Origin of the sequence: Streptomyces sp. PH10-H1 (genome assembly GCF_030063355.1) — a bacterium.
Taxonomy (GTDB): Bacteria; Actinomycetota; Actinomycetes; order Streptomycetales; family Streptomycetaceae; genus Actinacidiphila.
On sequence record NZ_JASISZ010000051.1, the window covers coordinates 46,125 to 64,287 of the forward strand.

At 68.4% G+C, this 18,163-nt stretch carries 17 protein-coding genes and 1 pseudogene; 5 read left to right on the forward strand and 13 right to left on the reverse strand.

The genetic code is table 11. From position 1 onward, the window contains the following. Positions 1-183: 183 nt before the first annotated feature. From QMK24_RS26950 to QMK24_RS26975, 6 genes are all read right to left on the reverse strand, one after another. A complete protein-coding gene (locus QMK24_RS26950) occupies positions 184-723 on the reverse strand; it encodes a hypothetical protein (protein WP_283469376.1) in 540 nt (179 codons plus the stop codon). A 524-nt stretch (positions 724-1,247) separates the two neighbouring features. After that, a complete protein-coding gene (locus QMK24_RS26955; protein ID WP_283469377.1) occupies positions 1,248-3,149 on the reverse strand; it encodes a TniQ family protein in 1,902 nt (633 codons plus the stop codon). A 14-nt stretch (positions 3,150-3,163) separates the two neighbouring features. Next, positions 3,164-4,444: a TniB family NTP-binding protein gene (locus QMK24_RS26960; RefSeq protein WP_283469378.1), complete on the reverse strand. Its 1,281-nt coding sequence runs from the start codon at positions 4,442-4,444 to the stop codon at positions 3,164-3,166. Beyond that, on the reverse strand, positions 4,441-6,729 hold the full coding sequence (locus QMK24_RS26965; RefSeq protein ID WP_283469379.1) for a transposase: 2,289 nt from the start codon (positions 6,727-6,729) through the stop codon (positions 4,441-4,443). Before QMK24_RS26965 ends, QMK24_RS26960 begins: the two co-directional genes overlap by 4 nt. After that, a complete protein-coding gene (locus QMK24_RS26970; RefSeq protein WP_349307848.1) occupies positions 6,729-7,370 on the reverse strand; it encodes a TnsA-like heteromeric transposase endonuclease subunit in 642 nt (213 codons plus the stop codon). Before QMK24_RS26970 ends, QMK24_RS26965 begins: the two co-directional genes overlap by 1 nt. Positions 7,371-7,693: 323 nt before the next feature. Continuing rightward, complete coding sequence (locus QMK24_RS26975; protein ID WP_502962522.1) at positions 7,694-8,392, reverse strand: DMT family transporter; 699 nt, start codon at positions 8,390-8,392, stop codon at positions 7,694-7,696. Between QMK24_RS26975 and QMK24_RS26980 the strand changes: the two genes are divergently transcribed. After that, positions 8,369-9,262 carry a LysR family transcriptional regulator gene (locus QMK24_RS26980; protein ID WP_283469381.1) on the forward strand — a complete coding sequence of 298 codons (894 nt, stop codon included), beginning with the start codon at positions 8,369-8,371 and terminating at the stop codon, positions 9,260-9,262. The genes QMK24_RS26975 and QMK24_RS26980 overlap by 24 nt on opposite strands. A 32-nt stretch (positions 9,263-9,294) precedes the next feature. Here QMK24_RS26980 and QMK24_RS26985 read toward each other — a convergent pair whose 3' ends face one another. From QMK24_RS26985 to QMK24_RS27000, 4 genes are all read right to left on the reverse strand, one after another. Then, the gene (locus QMK24_RS26985) at positions 9,295-10,449 is read right to left on the reverse strand and encodes a methyltransferase (RefSeq protein ID WP_283469382.1); all 1,155 of its coding nucleotides are present in this window, start codon (positions 10,447-10,449) and stop codon (positions 9,295-9,297) included. A 12-nt stretch (positions 10,450-10,461) separates the two neighbouring features. Beyond that, positions 10,462-10,911, reverse strand: coding sequence for a GNAT family N-acetyltransferase (locus QMK24_RS26990; RefSeq protein WP_283469383.1), 450 nt, complete (start codon positions 10,909-10,911; stop codon positions 10,462-10,464). A 125-nt stretch (positions 10,912-11,036) separates the two neighbouring features. Next, positions 11,037-11,453: a RidA family protein gene (locus QMK24_RS26995; RefSeq protein ID WP_283469384.1), complete on the reverse strand. Its 417-nt coding sequence runs from the start codon at positions 11,451-11,453 to the stop codon at positions 11,037-11,039. 10 nt (positions 11,454-11,463) lie between these two features. Then, positions 11,464-12,345, reverse strand: coding sequence for an NAD(P)-dependent oxidoreductase (locus QMK24_RS27000; protein WP_349307849.1), 882 nt, complete (start codon positions 12,343-12,345; stop codon positions 11,464-11,466). 49 nt (positions 12,346-12,394) lie between these two features. Here QMK24_RS27000 and QMK24_RS27005 point away from each other — a divergent pair, with 49 nt between their 5' ends. Then, on the forward strand, positions 12,395-13,399 hold the full coding sequence (locus QMK24_RS27005) for a LysR family transcriptional regulator (RefSeq protein ID WP_283469385.1): 1,005 nt from the start codon (positions 12,395-12,397) through the stop codon (positions 13,397-13,399). Positions 13,400-13,434: 35 nt separating this feature from the next. After that, positions 13,435-14,049, forward strand: coding sequence for a DUF6461 domain-containing protein (locus QMK24_RS27010; protein WP_283469386.1), 615 nt, complete (start codon positions 13,435-13,437; stop codon positions 14,047-14,049). Positions 14,050-14,476: 427 nt separating this feature from the next. On the opposite strand, the gene QMK24_RS27015 is transcribed toward QMK24_RS27010, so the two are convergent. Then, positions 14,477-15,211: a DUF7873 family protein gene (locus QMK24_RS27015; protein WP_283469387.1), complete on the reverse strand. Its 735-nt coding sequence runs from the start codon at positions 15,209-15,211 to the stop codon at positions 14,477-14,479. Between the two features lie 133 nt (positions 15,212-15,344). Between QMK24_RS27015 and QMK24_RS27020 the strand changes: the two genes are divergently transcribed. Next, positions 15,345-15,548, forward strand: coding sequence for a DUF1918 domain-containing protein (locus QMK24_RS27020; protein WP_283469388.1), 204 nt, complete (start codon positions 15,345-15,347; stop codon positions 15,546-15,548). 117 nt (positions 15,549-15,665) lie between these two features. On the opposite strand, the gene QMK24_RS27025 is transcribed toward QMK24_RS27020, so the two are convergent. Further along, positions 15,666-16,925 carry a glycoside hydrolase family 10-like protein gene (locus QMK24_RS27025; RefSeq protein ID WP_283469389.1) on the reverse strand — a complete coding sequence of 420 codons (1,260 nt, stop codon included), beginning with the start codon at positions 16,923-16,925 and terminating at the stop codon, positions 15,666-15,668. A 155-nt stretch (positions 16,926-17,080) separates the two neighbouring features. Here QMK24_RS27025 and QMK24_RS27030 point away from each other — a divergent pair, with 155 nt between their 5' ends. Continuing rightward, positions 17,081-17,938: a 3-hydroxybutyryl-CoA dehydrogenase gene (locus QMK24_RS27030; protein ID WP_283469390.1), complete on the forward strand. Its 858-nt coding sequence runs from the start codon at positions 17,081-17,083 to the stop codon at positions 17,936-17,938. Positions 17,939-17,993: 55 nt separating this feature from the next. Here the strand turns inward: QMK24_RS27030 and QMK24_RS27035 are convergent. After that, positions 17,994-18,163: pseudogene (locus QMK24_RS27035) on the reverse strand (ABC transporter ATP-binding protein); the annotation flags it as partial.

The following is an 18,163-nucleotide window of genomic DNA, read 5'->3' on the forward strand; positions in this document are numbered from 1 at the left end:
AGTAGGCCAGGACGTTCGGAATGCCCCAGACCTACTGCCGTGTTCGGTCGAAGAAGGGTGGGGCAAATCCTTGGCAGGTGCTGTGTGAGGTCCAGGCCCTGCCGCCGTGGAAGGACTCGGTGAGGCGGGGTCCGTCGCGTCCACGCCGGGGAAGGGGAAGGACGGGGAAAGGGAAGGGGGTCTCTACGGTGCGCTCTCGGCGTACAGGACGATTTGGGCGGCCAGGATTGTGACTGCCAAGAGCTCCAGGATGGAAGCGGTCACAGGGAGAACCCCGCCAGTGCCGCAGAGCCAGAAGGCGACCAGGGCGGCTAGGGGAACCGCGCTGAAGGTGATCAGGTCGACTGCACACTGGATGATCTTGCGCTGCTTCCGACGAATGTCGCCGCGGTGGGCCACCTCCCACCCGAAGGGACTCCCGGGCTCGCCGGCCAGGTCGCCCAAACGGGGCCCAAGGTCGGTTCGGACGTAGCGGCCTATCGCGCTTATCTTCTGATCGTTGGCTAGATACGTCCATCCGAGAACGCAAGTGACGACGGGCAGAGCCAAAAGCAGCACGGCGTGGTGCGCCTGGGCCGCGCCAATCAACACTGTAACCATCGCAGCCAGGGTCACGTAGAGCAGGTTGTCCCGAAACCCGATCCGAGTCTTCTGTTCCTCCTTCAACCTGTCGTACTCAGCCATCAACAATTTGCCGATGGTGACGTCGCCAGTCGTTGCCATATTTTCCTCGTTGCTGAGAGCGATGATGCCGACCGGCCATTCTGTACCGGGACAGGAAGGCAGTGGAAGCCGCCTCGGGGGCAATAGGCGGCCCAACGCGAACGAAAACCGGGGGCGAGTCAGCGGGCAGGGGTGCGTTCCCCTTGAGCGAGCCCATCGCGATGTCGAAGGACAGGAGGGCGGCGGGGCCATCTTCAGGCCCGCGACCTCGACCACGGCCTCAAGCTCGGTAGCCGCAGCGTGGACATCCTCGCCCGGGTTCAGTCCTCCCGGGCCACAGACTACATCCGCGAATTCGTGGCACTCACCCCCCCGGCGGCGCGAGTCGGCCGTCCGTGAGTTCATCCAGCGGCCCCACAGGGATGGCCTGTTCGGGCGTGCCCTGGGCCTGTGCTTCGCTAGCGCCAAGGCGGCGGCTTCGGGAGTGTGGTTTCGTCGAGGTCGCCGTGCTCGGGTGGTTCAAAGATCGATCTTCACCGTGGCCAATTTTCCTAAGGTTCTTGTTGATAGATCCCGGGGACCCGTTAGCGGATTATGGTCGTGGACGTTCGCTGTACGTGAGTGTCAGGGCGAATGATTTGCCCAGCTTTGTCCTCGTGGTTTGGGCCAGTACTTGAGTCGATGTCTCGGGCGAGCTGCTGGGCATACTCAGCGAGGAGTTTCCGCAGGTCGGCGTAGTGCCGTAGCGGATCAGGCCGGACGAGGTTGTACCAGGTGGTGTTCCGACGCTGGGCCCATTCATGCTGGACGTGCAGAGGTTGCTCGGCCTCAATGGGACGTGGGGCGAAGAGGTGCTCGCCTCGTGTGACCTGTACCCAGATGAAGACGGAGGCGTCCTGACGTTTGCGGTCGCCGACTGCTGGCCGAATGGCGCCGGGGATGGGTGGCAACTCTCTGACCAGGGCGTCCCACACGTCAGGGGGCAGAGCCCAGTCCCGGAGCGCCTCACGTCTGTGCTGGTAGTCGATGAGCGGTCGGCGTGGTGCTCGGAGTTCGGCGCTGAGCTCGCGGAGGACTAGTTCGAACTCGGCCGGGTTGCGTCCCGCGCGCTCCCAGCGTTGGAAGTCAGTGTTGGTGCTGAACCGCACCAGGTTCGGGGTGATGCCGAGGTAAGTCGCAGCATCATCGAGGGGTCCGCCTATGGCCCACTGGACGAGCCGGACTGCGGCAGTTCGACGTAACACTTTCGGAGCGATTCCGGCAATGGGCGCGAAATAGGTTTCATACCAGTCCGGCTCCAGATATGCCGGGATGTGCTCTGGCCGGTAGTCGTCCCGCAGAGGTGCTCGGGTTCCCTGGGGACCGCCGATCTTGCGGTAGGTGCGGGTCAAGGGTTCGGCCGCGTCTCGGAATCGTCGCGAGCACGAGTGCTCATGGCGGGCAAAGATACGGACCCACGGTGTGCGCGTCGGCCGCTCCCCGGGGGTGTGGATGAGCTGGGAAAGACGTTCGGATAGATCGCCTGCTTCGAGCAAGGAGTGAGCGGCGCGTAGGAGCCCAGCACAAGCGATTGGGTCACGGGGTGGTACATCGCGCAACCGATAGTGCTGCAGACCGTTGTTGCTGATGCCGGAACGCTCTAAAGCGGAGTGGACATAAGTGGTCACATGCCCGGCGACGGCGCTATCGAGAAGATGCTGCCCTTGCGGCCATGTAGTGCTGATCAGCGCGGTGGCCAGCCGGAGATCGGTGAAGTACTCGGATGCGTCCGTGGCCGGAGTCGTCGGCTCCAGTCGGGCAAGGAGAGACTGCTGGAAGCGCAGGGTGTCCAGTGTCGGTTTTGGCCGGCGGCCGGGAGGCGAGGCGACACGCTGATCGAGTCTGCCGCCGCAGGCACGGGACTTTCGTTTCTGCGTCTGGGTGTCGATCGTCCACCGGCATTGCGCTGGGTGCAGTGTGTGGTCGTTGGCCCGCTCAATCAGGCGCCCTGATATGGCGTGCGGCTGGCCGCAGTGCGGGCAGTTGGCTTCCAGATAGGTCTGGTGTTCTACGCAGCTGAAAGCAATCGGAAGGTGCCAGAGCTTGTGCCAGGGGCCGCCGTGGAGTTGCTGGGCCGGGCTGCCGTCGCCCGCCAGACAGGAGGGGCAAAACCGCGGGGAGCCGACGAAGAGCCATGCGTCCGGCCTCTGTGCCGGGCCGGGCACGGACCGGGCAATGGGCGGGTACCGGTCTCGCCACTGTGTCAGTGTCAATGCCGAGACCTCCCTGGCCGTCTGCCTCGTCAGTTGGGCGAATGCTTCGGTCTGCGGCCCGGTGAGATCCAGCAGCAGACTGCCTGGGATGTGACCAGGGTGGACGCGCTCGGTCCAGCCTGCCGCACGGATCAGGTACAGAGGCGGGAGGCTGAGACGATGCCCAAGCCGAAGCAGGTAGCTGACCAGGGATTCTCCTGAAACGGGTTCGAGACTCCGGGGCAGTGGATGCATAACGGCTCCATTTGTCAGGCGCCCGTGTGCGCAGTTGGGCCGTGGTCATCGAAAGTGGTATTCCGGGGCCGTTTCGCCTGCGGTTTTTTGCTGGCGATCGGCAGGCCGGCCGGAATCGCGGGCTCGTCCGGCGGCCGCGTGGGCTCATCCCGCCGGAGCACGATCTCGTCCAGCAGGCTCTCGTCGATCAGTTCCCTCCCGGACTCCATGGCCTCCTGGGTGCCGTCCTCGAGCAAACGTCCCAGCAAGCCCACGACACCGCCGGTGCGGCGCATCAAGTACTCCGGCATGGTGCCGCCGGTGAGCATGCCCTCCTTCGCCTTCAGTAGCCGCAAGTGCCTCTCGATCCCGTCCAGGTGATTGACGAAAGCCTGAATCTGCTCCCGGGTGGTGTAGCGGAAGCAGTCGAGCTCGATGAGCTCGAAGCGGTGCTCAGTCTGGGTGATCTCAAGACCGTGGATGCGAGTCGACTCCAGCGGCGGCATCTCCCACTGGCGGGTCTTCTTGTTCCATTTGGCCTCGCGTAGCAGCCCGAGGCCGGGGATGTTGACGCCAGTCAGGATCAGGGTGACGTCCAGGCTCATGAATGCCCGCATCAGGTCGAGGACGTCCTGGTCGTCGGCTCGGTGCATCCGCAGCCGGCTGATGTCGTCCAGGACCAGCGCCTTGACGCCATTGTCGTGGAGAGAGTCGGCGACCTGCCGTACCAGTTCCGGCAGCGTGGCCGACTTGCGGGTCGCGGCGCGAAAGAAGCCCAGGATCGAAGCGCAAAGGCTCTTCGGGGACGCTGTCACAGGGGTTGCGACGTAGACGACCGGCGCGTGTAGATCACGCGTGCCTGGCAGAGCCCCGGGGTTGAGGTAGCTGTGTAGTTGGAGCCACTGGTCCTCGAATACGGCTCCGGCTGAGCAGACGGACGCGGTCTTGCCGTAGTTGCCCCAGCCGCTGACCATGACGCCGGCGCGGGTCGGGTCGTCCTGCTTCATCGTGTTGCCGCGCAACCGGCGCCGGATCAGCTTGCCGACCTTGTCGTGCATGGGTGTGTCCTGCAGCGGGAGGTTTGCGTTCGTCAGTTGCCGGTAAAGGTCGTAGTCGGCCTGGCGGCTCTCGGGGATCATCGACCACTGCTGCAGCGAGATTTTTGGGGCGGGGACGAGCAGGCCGCAGTGGGCCCGGTAGTGCTGCCAGCCGACATAGGTGTCGCGGGGCGGGTGGCCGCCGAGAATCAACTCGGCGACCTTGGCCCGTGAGGGCAGGCCCTCCAGCGGATCGTCATGGGAAAGGGCCCGGGTCACGCCTCTTCCTCCCCTACAACCGTGTCGACTTCTAAGGCATCTCGGGGCGGAAGCAGGAACATGGGCCGCCGTCGCAGGGCCTCGTGCAGCGTCGGCGGGGCGACAGGTCTGGTTCCGGCGAGTGCTTCTTCGCGTCGCCGACGACGGTCGGCGTCGACCGTGCGGTCGATCGTGCGAGCGTGCTCGGTCCAGGCCACGGGCATCTCGGCCGGAACCTGCTCGTCTGCGGCGGCCGGTGCGGCGGGGCGGTCGGCCGCCGCAGCCTGTGCTCGGGTGATCTCGCGGGCCTGGGCGACGCGCCGCTTCTTCCCCGCCTTCTTCTTGGCCTGGCTGGGCCATTGGTCGACGGGGGTGACCGAGCCGAGGATCCCCAGCAGATGTTCCAAGAGTTCGCTCTCGGAGTGGATCCTGATGTTGTTCGCCTTCACGTGTGCCAGGAGGGCGCCAGCGGTCTTGTCCGAGAAGGCAGGGACCTCACCCTCGGGCGGCAGTCCTCGCCAGCGCAGGACGTGCCAGGTCTCATGGTCGGCTGGGTCCTGGAAGAACACCTGCCGGCGGTCCCTTCGGTCACTGCGGACCACCCACTTGCCCGTGTGCTTGCCGCCTCGGGAGGAGGGATGCAGGAAGCGCGGTTCGTCTAGGACCGGGTGGTGATACCAAAGCCCAAGGATCTTCACCCCGCGTCTCGGATGGACCTTCACGTGGTGCTTTCGCAGGACCTTGTAGTAGAAGCTCGGTTCGGGAAAATCCAGGTCGAAGCCGCCCTGTTCCATCGCCGCGGCGAACAGGGTGTTAGGACTGTGGTCCTCGCCCGGCGCCCAGCTTGGGGCGTATTCGCCTAGTTTGCGGTTCTGCCAAATCTGGACGATCCAGGTCGCGATCACGTGCTCGGCCTGCGCAAGCGTGAGGCTCGCGTCGCGTTCCGGGTCGGCCCCGCGGTCCGCGACGTCGCCGCCGGTGAAGCCCAGCAGGTGCTCAAAGAGCATGGTCTGGACGGTGAGGAACTGGCGCTCGACCGCAAACTTGTCGGTCTGCCGCAAGACGCGGGCGGGCAGGATCCGGCAACCGATCTCCCGCTCGGCTTCCACTAAGTCGTGGTTCTTGTAGGGGCCGCCGTGGTCGGTGGTCACCGTCTCCGGGGCGAAGAACGGCAGAGCGGCGACCCGGTGCCCAGTGAACTCGGCGATCACGTCGGCCGGGACCCCGGCGTAGGGCCATTCCATGTCCTCGCCCCAGCCATCCCTCATCGGAAGCGGCAGCATCACATCCCGCAGCAGCATCGCGACGTCGACCGAGGTGTCGGACTGAAGCGTGAGCCGGAAGGCTGGCAGCCCGTGCGTGTAGAGATCGAGCGCGAGGGTCAGTGTTGCGGTGACCGCGTCGCCGAACACGGTCTCACGCAGCTTCACCGGCATCGGCGTCGAATCGAGCACCAGAACCTGGCCCGGCCGGTAGACCACTATCCGGCCGGAGACCCCGGCCTCCGCGGCGGCCTCGGCCGTCCGCCCGTAACGCGGCCGGGCTCCGCCGGGCCCGAACCACTCCTCCCAGACGTCCGCGAACGTCCAGCGGGAAGGGATCTTCTCGGTGGGAAACGTAGGGAACCGCTCACGCATGTACTGATGCATCAGCCGGTGCCTGGCGGCCAGACTCACGCGAGCGCGTTCGCCGCATTCGGCCTTGACGGCGAAGATCGCCTCACGGACCTCCTCGGTGATGCTGCGGTGCCCACTGCGTCGCCGCGTCCAGCGCCCGTCCGCGCAGGCCAGCAGGAGACTCTCACCCGCCAGTCCCGCAAGACGCTCCAGGGTTCGGTAGCTGAGGTGCTGCAGACCGAGGCGGACCGCCTCTGGACGGGGCATCGTCTTGGTCTCCGCCGCCTTCGCGTACCGCCGCTGGGTCAGCGTCGTGCGGTCCGGGTCGTATGCCTGCCGGGGCTCACCCGGCATGGCCCGCGCCGGGTGGCCCTCCCGGAACCCCGTCTCAGCTTCCAGCACATGAGCAACCCGCAGCCGGGCCCGCTCCAACTGGTCCTCGGTCAGGTCGGCCAGTGTCCTCGGCTGCAGGGAGACCAGTGAAGGCCGCCCCGGCTCTTCGACCATCGGCAAAAGCCGCAGGTCGGGATGGTTGATGAGCCAGCGGAACGAGCGAGTCTCCGCGCGGCCGTCGGTATCCATGAGAACGAGCCGGCCGAGTTGGCCCTGGACATCTTCGATCGTCCACTCGACGTCATTGAGCGTGACCCGCCTGCCTGGCGCGATGTGCAAGAACCCTTTTGCCGCCATCACACCCCCCAGATCAGCGAGCTATCGCTCAATGGGCTGCCCAGATCAACGCCGAGCTTGCGCTGCCAGAGCAGCCGGATGATGTTCGCCCGGCCGACGGAAGGCACACTCGTCGCGTCTGCCAGCTCGGAGAACGTCATCACCCGTCCCTTCCTGCCGCCGACAACGGTGAGCAACTGGTCCCGCATGCCCAGCAGATCCCTCGTCTGCCGTCGGCGCGAGGACAAGTGATCAAGGACGCTCCAGACATGCGGGCGCCAGCCCGCGACCACCGAGTACCGCCAGCCGCATGCCGCCGCCACCTCCCTGGCCGCCGCGAACTTCAGTGCGTCCACGTCCTTGACCAGCTCCATCGGGCGGACATCCAGCAGCCACATCCCGCCGCCGATCACGGCCAGGAAGTCCGGGATGTGCCAGGACTGCCCGCCCGCGTGCTCGAAGTCCAGCCGGAACGGCTGCGACAGCACCTCCGAGGCACTCAGGAAGTCCAGCGCGACCAGTAGCCGCATCTCCTCCAGAGACTCGAAGCCGTGCATCCTGCCGGTTGACGCCATCACCTCAAGTCCGGGGCGATGCTGCTGCTTCGCCCGCCATGTGAATCCCCGCATCGGCCGGGACGACAGCACCGGCACGTGAGCCATGTCCCGGATAGGCCAGCAGACCTCTCCGGTACCCACCCGCCACGTCGAGCTCCACCGACGAGACCAGTCGTTCCCGAGCAGTAGGCGATCCCGCAGCCCGGCATCCCCGTCGTACGCCGTGACCAGCTGATCCAGATGACTTGAATCCGACGGGATCTTCGCGCTCGCTGCCTCGCCCACGTACCCACACCAGCACCCTCCGGCCGGCGGCGGGGGCCAATCTTCGGAACTGATCGCAACACAGCGTTACGGGATCAAGATCCGCCAACTAGCGTGCTCGTCCGCCAACTAAAATTCTCGGTCACACTGGGATGCTCTGGCGCCTATGACACGACGGGCTCCGTCAGGACGCAGGCAGGACGGGAGAGTGCGACCGCCGGCCGGGAGAGATCTTCCGGCGGACCGTCCGGCGCCGTCCGCTTCGGACGCCGGGTCATACCGACGCCGACCAAGACGACGGCCATCCCCGCGATGGTCCGGACGTTGAGTGCCTCGTCGAGCACGATCGCCCCCAGCGCCACCGAGACCACCGGCAGCAGATATCCGACGGTGGCGGCATTGGTGGCGCCCTCGTCCGCGATGAGCCGGTAGGTGAGGTTAAAGGTGATCCCGGTCGCGAAGATCCTCCCGGACTGCTGCCACGGGGCGAAGATCAGCAGCGTGCCCGCGAAACCGAGGAGAAGCTCGCCCAGCCGGGCCGGGTGGAGACCCCGTTCGGTGCCGATGGCGACACCGATCAGCAGGGACCACAACGGAGTCGTCGCGTTCAGGACGCCGGCCACTCCGGAGTCGACCGTCCGCTCGCCGACGCTGAACAGGGCGAAGGGCAGGGCGTTGCAGAAGACGGCGGCCACGATGATGTGGCCCCAGGTCGCACGGTCGCGTGGGAGGCGCCGGCGTGCGGTGCGGCACAGCACCGGACTTCCGGTGTTCACCGTGCCCCGGGTGATCCGACAGGACAAGAGAAAAGAGTTGCATGCACCATTAAGCTCTCCTACATGCTTGATGTGAGACGCATGCAGGTCCTGCGGGCGGTGGTCACCAGTGGTTCAGTGACCGCGGCAGCGGCGAATCTGGGGTACACACCCTCCGCCGTCAGCCAGCAGGTGGCGGCGCTGGAGAAGCAGGCCGGGATGGCGCTGCTGGAGCGCGTCGGCCGCGGCGTACGGCCGACGGCGGCCGGGCTGCTGCTCACCGAGCACGCGGCCGTCATCAGCAAGAACGTCGCCGAGGCGGAGACGGCGCTGGCCGATCTCCGGGCCGGGCGCACCGGGCAGTTGTCGATCCGCTACTTCGCCACGGCGGGCGCGACCCTGGTGGCGCCCGCGCTGGCCCGGCTGCGCGTCGAGCATCCGGGCGTGCGGATCGATCTCAAACTGATCGACCCCGAGGACCCGCTGCCGGAGGTGAAACAGGGCCGGGCCGATCTGGCCATCGTGGTCCATCCGCGTGACCGGCCCAGCGCGGGCATCCGCCTCGTGCACCTGCTCGACGACCCCTACCGCGCCGTCCTTCCCAAGGGACACCCGCTCACCGCGAAAAAGGTGCTCGATCTGACCGATCTCGCCGACGACCCGTGGGTCGGCAACGAATGGCCCGCGGGCCCCTGCCTCGAGTCCGTCCTCGACGCCTGCGCCTCTGCGGGCTTCAGTCCGGACTTCGTGGTGGAGAGCGAGGATTACGCCACGGCGCAGGGCTTCATCGCCGCCGGCCTCGGCGTCGGCCTGATACCGCTGATGGGGCTCGGGAACCGCCATCCCGGCGTCGTCGTGCGCAAGGTCCGCGGACCTGAACCGATGCGGGCGATCTACGCGGCGGTACGGGAGACCTCGCCGGCCCGGCCCGCGCTGCTCGGCCTGATCGACGCGCTCCGGGACGCGGCGACGGGGTAGGACGTCGTGCGTGTGGGCGTACCAACAGGCGGTCAGCGCTTCACGGCGCGCAGGATGACGAACTTCGGGTCGCTCGCGACGACCTCGCAGTTGCCGAAGAGCCGCCGCAGCTTCACGTGGTAGCCGAGGTGCCGGTTGCCGATGACCCACAGTTCGCCTCCGGTGCGCAGCGCGTCGCGCGAGCCGGTGAACATCTGCCAGGCCGTCGTGTCGGTCGTCGCCTGGTGGGTGTGGAACGGCGGATTGTTCAGGACGAGGTCCACCGTGCCGGCGGGTACGTCCGACAGGCCGTCGCCCACCAGGAACCCGGCCTTGGTGGTCGTATCGGCGTTCGCCCGGAACGTGGCCTCCGCAGAGGCCACCGCGGAGAACGACTCGTCGATGAACGTCACTTCGGCGTCGGGGTTGGCCAGCGCCGCGGCCGTTCCGACCACACCGTTGCCGCACCCAAGGTCGACGACGCGCTCGTGGCCGTGGCGCTGCGGCAGGTTGCGCAGGAAGAACCTGGTGCCGATGTCGAGGCGTTCGGCGCAGAAGATGCCGGCGTGGTTGGTGACGGTCAGGCCGGAGGCCGCTCCGACGTCGGCGGGCAGCGCGTACTCGCGCGGCCATGGGCTGGTGGTACGGGCGAGCAGGGGGTCCGGCGCGCAGAAGATGAGCCGGGCCTTCTTCGCGGCCAGCGATGTCCTGGTCGGACCGAGGAGCTGCTCGAACAGTTTGAGCGTCGAGGTGTGGATCTCGGTGACCATCCCCGTGCCGACGACGACGGTGCCCGCGTGCACATGGGGCGCGAGGCGGTGCAGCTGGTCCTCCAGGAGCGCGAGGCTCTTGGGCACCCGGATCAGCAGCACGTCGATCCGGTCGGGGACGGGGTCCCTGGTCGACAGCAGCCGCACTGCGTCCGCGTCGGCCCCGCTGCGCGCCAGGTTCGCCCGGGTCGCCTGCTGGGCGAGGAAGGAGTCGGTGATCTGCACGGGGCGGTGCCCGGCGAGCGCGGTGACCAGTGCGCCCCACCGGTCGCCCACCACGACGACGGTGCCCGACAGATCCGTCGGCCCGGCCTCGATGCCGTCCAGGTGCCGCAACAGGTATTCGTCGGCGGCGTCCCAGGCGCGGAGCCTGTCGCGGGGGTCCTCAGGGAAGCGGGTGAGGTCGTACGCACCCGATGACGTCGTCAAACGGTTCATTGTGCCCTCAGGCTAGCCGAAGGTCCACGACAGCAGGGCCGTGACCTCGTCGGCGTCCGCGCCGGCAGACCGGTAGGTGGCCAGGCCCGCGGGGTTGTCGCGGTCGGTGAGCACCCACATCCCGTAGCAGCCGCGCTCGCGGGCGAGCGCGGCAAGCCCGGTGACCAGGGCGCGGCCGATACCGCGCCGCCGGTGCTCCTCGGCCACCCCGAGTTCGTAGAGGAACATCTCGGTCCCCTTGTCGGGGTGGGTCATCTCCACGCCGGTGATGAAACCGGCCGGTTTCCGTCCCGTGTACGCCACCAGCAGGTGATGGCCCGCCTCGTCGAGGAACCGCGCCGCCCACTCCGGACGGGCCGGTCCGTCGAAGAGGGTCTCGGCGGCGATCACGTCCGCCGCCCGCGTCACCCGCCGGATGTCCAGCACATTGACCTCCTGGGGTACGGGACTTCGGGACCTCATGCGTTTCACCGTACCCAGCGGTCCCGTCCGGAGTCCCGCTGCCCCGGACAGTCCATCGGTTTCCGGACGGATCCGGTTCGTGACCAGGGACCGCGCGAGCGGGACTCCGACGGCGTCGCCCCGGCTCAGGCCGCCGGCGCCGGCGGCACCGCCGCGACCACCTCCACCTCGATGAGCGCGCCGGGACGGAACAGCCCCGACACCTCGACGGTGGTGCTCGTGGGCGGCGTACCGGTCAGGAACTCCCGCCGGACGGCGGCGTATTCGCCCAGCCGGGACATATCGGTGAGGAACGTGCGGATGTTGACCACGTGATCGAGGGTGGCGCCGTGCGCCTTCAGAAGGGCCTGGACGGCTTCGAGCACGATCCGGCTCTGTGCCGCCATGTCGTCGCCGCCCGCGACGTTGCCCTCCTCGTCCAGAGAGACCTGCCCGGCGAGGAAGAGCAGAGCCCCGCCACCTCCGAGGTCGATCCTGGCGACCTCGGAGTACGGCCCGGCGGGCTGCGGCGCGGACTGCGGGTTGTCGAGGGTGATGTGCATGGACCGGCTCCTAACGGTGGGTGTGGCTGCGGTCGGTACGGATGTGGTCGGTACGGATGTGGTCGGTACGGATGCGGTCGGTACGGATGCGGTGGGCGGCCTGCGACAGGTCCTGGTCCGCGAGTTCGGGGAATGCGGTGAGCCGGTCCAGCACCGCACGCGCCACCGGAAGGTCGGCGGCGGCGGTCGCAAGGCCCACGTCCTTGGCCGCGAGCGCGACGGGGAAGTGCGCCTCCTGGGCGAAGGCCCGCTGCACGGCCCCGGCCAGCGGGCCCTTCGCCATCGCGCCGACGACGAGTTCCTCGGGCAGGCCGAGTGTGTCCGCCAGGGCGAGTGCCTCTCCGACCAGCGCGACGCCGCCGATGACCGAGTTGATCAGTACGAGCTTCAGCGCCGCCCCCGACCCGGTCCCGCCGCAGCGGGTCACCGTGCCGAAGCACTCCAGGATCTTCAGGACCGGGTCCGGATCGCCGCCCGCCAGCACGGTCAGCTCCCCCGCGGCCGCGCGGTCGACGCTGCCCATCACGGGGGCGTCGACCAGCATCACCCCGTCCGGCAGCCGCCGTTCCAGCTCACCGACGGCCTGCGGCCCGATCGTCGACATATCGATGAGACGCGTACCCGGGCGCAGCGCGAGCGCCGCGCCGTCCGGCCCGTCCATGACCTGCCACACCGCCTCGGGACCGGCCAGCATCGTGATCACGACATCGGCGCCGCCGACCGCGTCCGCGGGTGTGCGCGCCTGGTGGGCGCCCGCAGCCACGAGCGGCAGCGCACGGGAGGTGGTGCGATTCCACACGGTCAGCGGATGGCCCGCCACGAGCAGCCGGTGCGCCATGGCGGCACCCATGTTTCCCAGACCGAGAAAAGCGATCTTTTCCATCTTTTCCATGCGGACGACGCTAGGAGCGGCCGAGCGGTGCGACAAGCGAATGTCTAGCATGGCTTCCATGCCTGAATCGCATGTCTCCGACGCCTTCGCCGGCCACGGCGACTTCTCCACCTCCTGGCTCCGGGTGTTCGCCGAGGTGGCTCGTCTCGGCTCGTTCACCGCCGCGGCCCAGTGGCTCGGGTACACCCAGTCGGCGGTCTCCCGGCAGATCTCCGCACTGGAGGGCCAGGCGGGCGCCCCGCTCTTCGACCGGCTGCCGCGCGGTGTGCGGCTCACCGAGGCGGGCCGCTGCCTGCTGCCGCATGCCGAGGCCGTCCTCGACCGGCTCGGCACGGCCCGCCAGGACCTCACCGCGCTGCGCGACCTCGATGCCGGCCGGCTGCGGATCGGCGCGTTCCCGACCGCCGAGGCGGCGCTCGTGCCCAGGGCGATCGCCGCCTTCCGCGCCCGGCACCCGGCGATCACCGTCACTCTCAGGGAGGGCCTGACCCCCATCCACCTCGCCGGTCTGGCGGCCGGGGAGATCGATATCGCCGTCGTCAGCACCACGGCCGGACATCCGCTGGAGGACTTCGACCTCCACCACCTGCTGGACGAGAGCATGTTCGTCGCGCTGCCGGCCGGCCACGCGCTGGCCGGCCGGTCGCAGCTCAGGCTCGCCGAACTCGCCGCGGAGCAGTGGGTGACGGGCAGCCCCCGGCCCGGGGACACCCTGATCAGTTCCTCGCTGCGGACCGGATTCCAGCCGCGGATCGGCTTCATAGCGGCCGAGTGGATCGCCAAACAGGGCTTCGTCGCGGCGGGCCTCGGGGTCACCCTCATCCCGGAGCTGGCCGCCGCCTCCGTGCGGCCCGACATCACCCTCGTCGCCCTCCATCCCGACGACGTGAAGGGCCGGGCCGTCTACGCCGCCACCGCGCGCGGCCTGTCCCCGTCCCCGGCGGTCGGCGCGTTCCTCGGCCTGCTCGGCGAGGCCGTCGCCGGGCTGCTCGGCGGCCTCGGGGTGCCGGGTGTGGGTGGAACGACTGGTGCGGGTGGTGCCACCGGTGACTGAGGGGCATTGTCAGTGGCGGGTGCGACGATCCGGATATGACTGCGACTGCCGCTGACTTCACCTGGCTCGATGAGCGCTTCCCCGGTCTAGCCGAGGCGTACTGCATCACGCTGGTACGCGGGCTGACGCCCGGGGAGTTCATGGCGCGGCTGCGTGCGACCGGGGAGATACACCTGAAGGGGGCCGAGGCGCTCGTCGAGCCCGCCTACGACGCCTGGGACGAGCACGACGGGACCGGCTTGTTCATCGGCGCGGTCGCGGTCGGCGACTGGGTCCTCGCCGTCGAGCCGAACGGCTACCTCGGCACCCTGGACCAGTTGATCGGTCCGCTGTCCCAAGGCACCCGCCTGGTATCGCACTTCAGGAACGTGAACGCGGTCGATCACTTCCACTGGTGCGAGGACGGCGATCTGCGGCTGCACTTCGAGCCGCTCTTCCCGTTCAGCCGCGACGGCAGAGACCCCGACGGGCTGGAGCCGGTGATGCGGCAGGTCGGCTTCGATCTGAGCACTGGGGACGACCGGGATTACCAGCTCAACACCGAGGCCGCGTTCGCCCTCGCCGAGCATCTGACCGAGGTGCGGCTGACGCCGGAGCTGCTGGAGAGCGCCGAGTTCCTGTGCGGCACCGCTCCACTGCCCGGACGGTGACGGATCGGCGCGCCCGGGTGAACGGAGCAGGGCCCGAGAGCGTGTCCAGCTCCCGGGCCCCTGATGATGCCGCCCATATGCACACGCCGGCGCAGTTGAGGACACGGGTCAATTGTCACGTCGTCTTGTTCTGCCATTGAACTACCGCCGCATGGTGAAAGCGGCGGACCGGATTCGAACCGGCACCTGACGACCAAGCCCGAGCCCGGTCGATCCGGCGATCGGCGGCGAATGCTGAGTCTGGAGCAAGAGTCTGAGATTGATCGCGGTCTGCCTCTGCCATTTGGGCCACCCCGGCCGGTAGTGCCGGGGGAGGGACTCGAACCCCCACTGGAACCGCGTCTTCATAACGAGCTTCAGGCTGAGCTTTGCGCTCCTCGCGCACCCTCCGCACACAGGCGGAGGGGGTCTGTTGTGGTGTGGTCTCCTACGGTCCGAGAAGGTAGCCGAGCACGGCGTCCCCGACCCGCTGGTCGGTGACCTCCGCGCCATTGGCCTCCTCACGGGCGAACTTGACCGCGTTCTGCAGCTTCTCCACCCGCTCCAGCAGCTCGTTGACCCGCCGGGCGGGGAGGGCGCCGGAGAACTTGACGGTCGTCCAGTAGCCGACCGGCACGTCCTCGTAGTAGACGTCGACCTGGGCGGGGTGCTTCTCCGTCGCCTCGGCCTTCACATGGTTGCGCGGCACCTTCTTCGTACGGATGGTCCGTACGGGCTCGGTCTTCCAGGCGTCGCTCGACGGATCGAGGTTCCAGGATTCGGAGGCGTCGAGCACCGGCAGCTTCCGGATGAAGGTGTGCAGGTCCACCAGCTGCTTCTCGAGGAACAGGAGGTAGGACACCGGCACCTCCCGCACCAGCGCGCGGCCGTCGACCGTGACATCGGCGCGGGCCTCGCAGTTCGCCCAGTCCTTCGTGGCGGTGACGTCGAAGAGCCGGGTGAGGGTGACGGCGGTGGTCCGCAGTACGTCCTCGGCCTTGATCTGGACCCGGGTCGACTCGGGGGGCAGCTGTTCGCCCTCCTCGTCCTTCGGCTGGTAGTTCCGGGACAGCCCGGAGAGCAGAACCGGCTTCTGCAGGTCGTGATGGGCGGCGGTCAGTTCCTGATGGGACTTGGACTTGACGCCCTTCTCGACCGCGATGATCTGATTAAGTTTCGCCACGCCGTGACGTTAACAGGCCGGAACCCCCTTGATCGAACGAATATTCCGGCGGCGGCACGGCCGGCAACTGCCCTGAGCGCCTACACTTGATGGGCATCGGGCATTTGTCCTCCTAGTCAGGGGGTGACCGCGCATGAACGCCACGGTGGGCGACGTACTGCTGCAGCACGGCAGGGTCGTCGGACAGCACGACCGGTCCGCCGAGATCATCGAGGTCCTGGGCGAGGACGGCACGCCGCCGTACCGGGTCCGGTTCGAGGACGGACGCGAGAGCCTGGTATCACCGGGCCCGGATTCAGAGGTGCGGCACCGGGACGAGCCGACGCCCGCGCCGTGAGCGCGACCGTCTGAGGCCGCCGTCCCGGCGGGCGAGCCGGCCGGCCGACGCCAGGTGCACCGCTGCGCCCCGCCGCCCCGCCGCCCCGGCGGCGAGGCGGGCTTCCTCCGACGACCGCTAGCGCGGTGGGCGCACGCACGTCCGGTAGTGGTCGGCCACGACGCGGCTCATCGCCCCGAGCGGGTCGGCCACCACGTGCTTCGCCGAGAAGAAGATGTTGCCGCGCACCTGCGGGTAGTCCCGGTCGAAGGTGAGATGGCGGGAGAGCTCGGCCTGGTCCTGCCAGGCCGCGGGCTGGCCCGCGACGCCCACCTTGTACAGCGCCTCGCCCACGTACAGATCGACGCGGGTGCCGGAGACGACCTCCGCCCACCAGGGGACGAGCTCGGCGTAGTCGGCGGGCGGGAACCCGATGTTCCAGTACACCTGCGGGACGATGTAGTCGATCCACTCCTTCCTGACCCAGCCGCGGGTGTCGGCGTGCAGATCGTCGTAGGTCTGGACGCCCGCCGTCGTGTCGGAGCCGAGCGGGTCGGTCGCGCGGTTGCGCCACACCCCGAAAGGGCTGATCCCGAAGCGGGTGTGCGGTCTGGTCCGCTTGATACGGACCGCCATCTCCTGCACCAGCCGGTCGGTGTTGTCGCGCCGCCAGGCCGCCCGGTCGGGGAACCCGGACCCGTAGCGGGCGTACGCGGCGTCGTCGTCGAAGACCTGGCCCGCCACCGGGTACGGATAGAAGTAGTCGTCCCAGTGCACCGCGTCGACCGAGTAGCGCCGCACGGCGTCGAGCATCGCGTCCTGGACGAAGCCCCGCACCTCGGGCAGCCCCGGGTTGTAGTAGAGCTTGCCCCCGTAGGTGACGACCCACTCGGGATGCAGCCGCGCCGGGTGGGTGGCGACGAGCCGGGACGGGTCGGTGTGGTTGGCGATCCGGTACGGGTTGAACCAGGCGTGCAGTTCCAGACCCCGCCGGTGCGCCTCGTGCACAGCCGTGCCGAGCGGGTCCCAGCCGGGATCCTGCCCCTGGGTCCCGCTCAGATATTGCGCCCATGGTTCGTACGGCGACGGCCACAGCGCGTCCGCGGTGGGCCGGACCTGCAGGACCACCGCGTTGAGCCTGCGCTCGACGGCGACATCCAGCAGATCGAGCAGTTCCTGCCGCTGCCGCTCCGCCGGCAGCGCCGGTGCCGACGGCCAGTCCGTGTTCGCTACGGTCGCGATCCACACGCCGCGGAACTGCCGTACCGGCCGGTGCCGTTCCGTATCGCCGGCGCCGCCGGCCGCCGCCGCGGGTGCTCCGGTGACGGCCGCGGATGCCACCGCGCCCGCGGTGCCCACGGCGCCCCGGGTGAAGGTCCTGCGAGTGATGTGCCCCATACGTGCCCCCTGATCATCGGGTGCTGTTCCGCCGATGATGGTGCGGCCGGGGGGCGGGAGCAATCCTCCGCACCGGCGGAGTAACGTCGGATCGGGTGCGCCCGCTACCGCGTGGTACGCCCGCATATTCCTGTACCACAGCGAAAGGCTTACGAGTGAGCGACATCCAGCGCGTCGGAGTGGTGGGGGCCGGGCAGATGGGCTCCGGTATCGCGGAGGTCTGCGCCCGCGCCGGACTGGACGTCCGAGTCGCGGAGACCACCGGCGAGGCCCTGGAGCTCGGCCGTACCCGTCTGACGAACTCCCTCGGGAAGGCCGCGGAACGCGGCAAGATCACCGAGGAGGAGCGCGACGCGGCGCTCGCCCGCCTGAGCTTCACCACCGACCTCGGCGAATTCGCCGACCGTGACCTCGTGATCGAGGCCGTGGTGGAGAACGAGCAGGTCAAGACGGAGATCTTCCAGGTCCTCGACCAGGTGGTGACCCGGCCGGACGCGATCCTCGCCTCCAACACCTCGTCCATCCCGCTGGTGAAGCTCGCCGTGGCCACCTCGCGCCCCGAGTACGTGCTCGGCATCCACTTCTTCAACCCGGCCCCGGTGCAGAAGCTCGTCGAGCTGATCCCGGCGCTCACCACCGCCGACGACACCCTCAAGCGCACCGAGAGCCTCGTCAGCGACATCCTCGGCAAGCACGCGATCCGCGCCCAGGACCGCTCCGGATTCGTCGTGAACGCGCTGCTGGTCCCGTATCTCCTGTCGGCGATCCGGATGTTCGAGTCCGGAATCGCCAATCGCGAGGACATCGACAACGGTATGGAAATGGGCTGCGCGCACCCGATGGGTCCGCTCAAGCTCTCGGACCTCATCGGTCTCGACACCATCGCCGCCATCGCGGATTCGATGTACCACGAATTCAAGGAGCCGCTGTACGCCGCTCCCCCGCTGCTCCAGCGCATGGTCGACGCGGGCCGGCTGGGCCGTAAGACCGGCTCCGGTTTCTACCAGTACTGACAGTCGGCCGAACAATGAAGGAACCGGCCCGCCATGTCCTGGCGGGCCGGTTCCTTCATTTCGAGGTGGCTTTCTCGTACGCGCTGACGACTTCCTCGGTCGGGCCGTCCATGAGGAGCTCGCCCTTCTCCAGCCACAGCACCCGGTCACAGGTGTCCCGGATCGACTTGTTGTTGTGACTGACCAGGAAGACCGTGCCCGCCTCCTTGCGCAGCTCGCGGATGC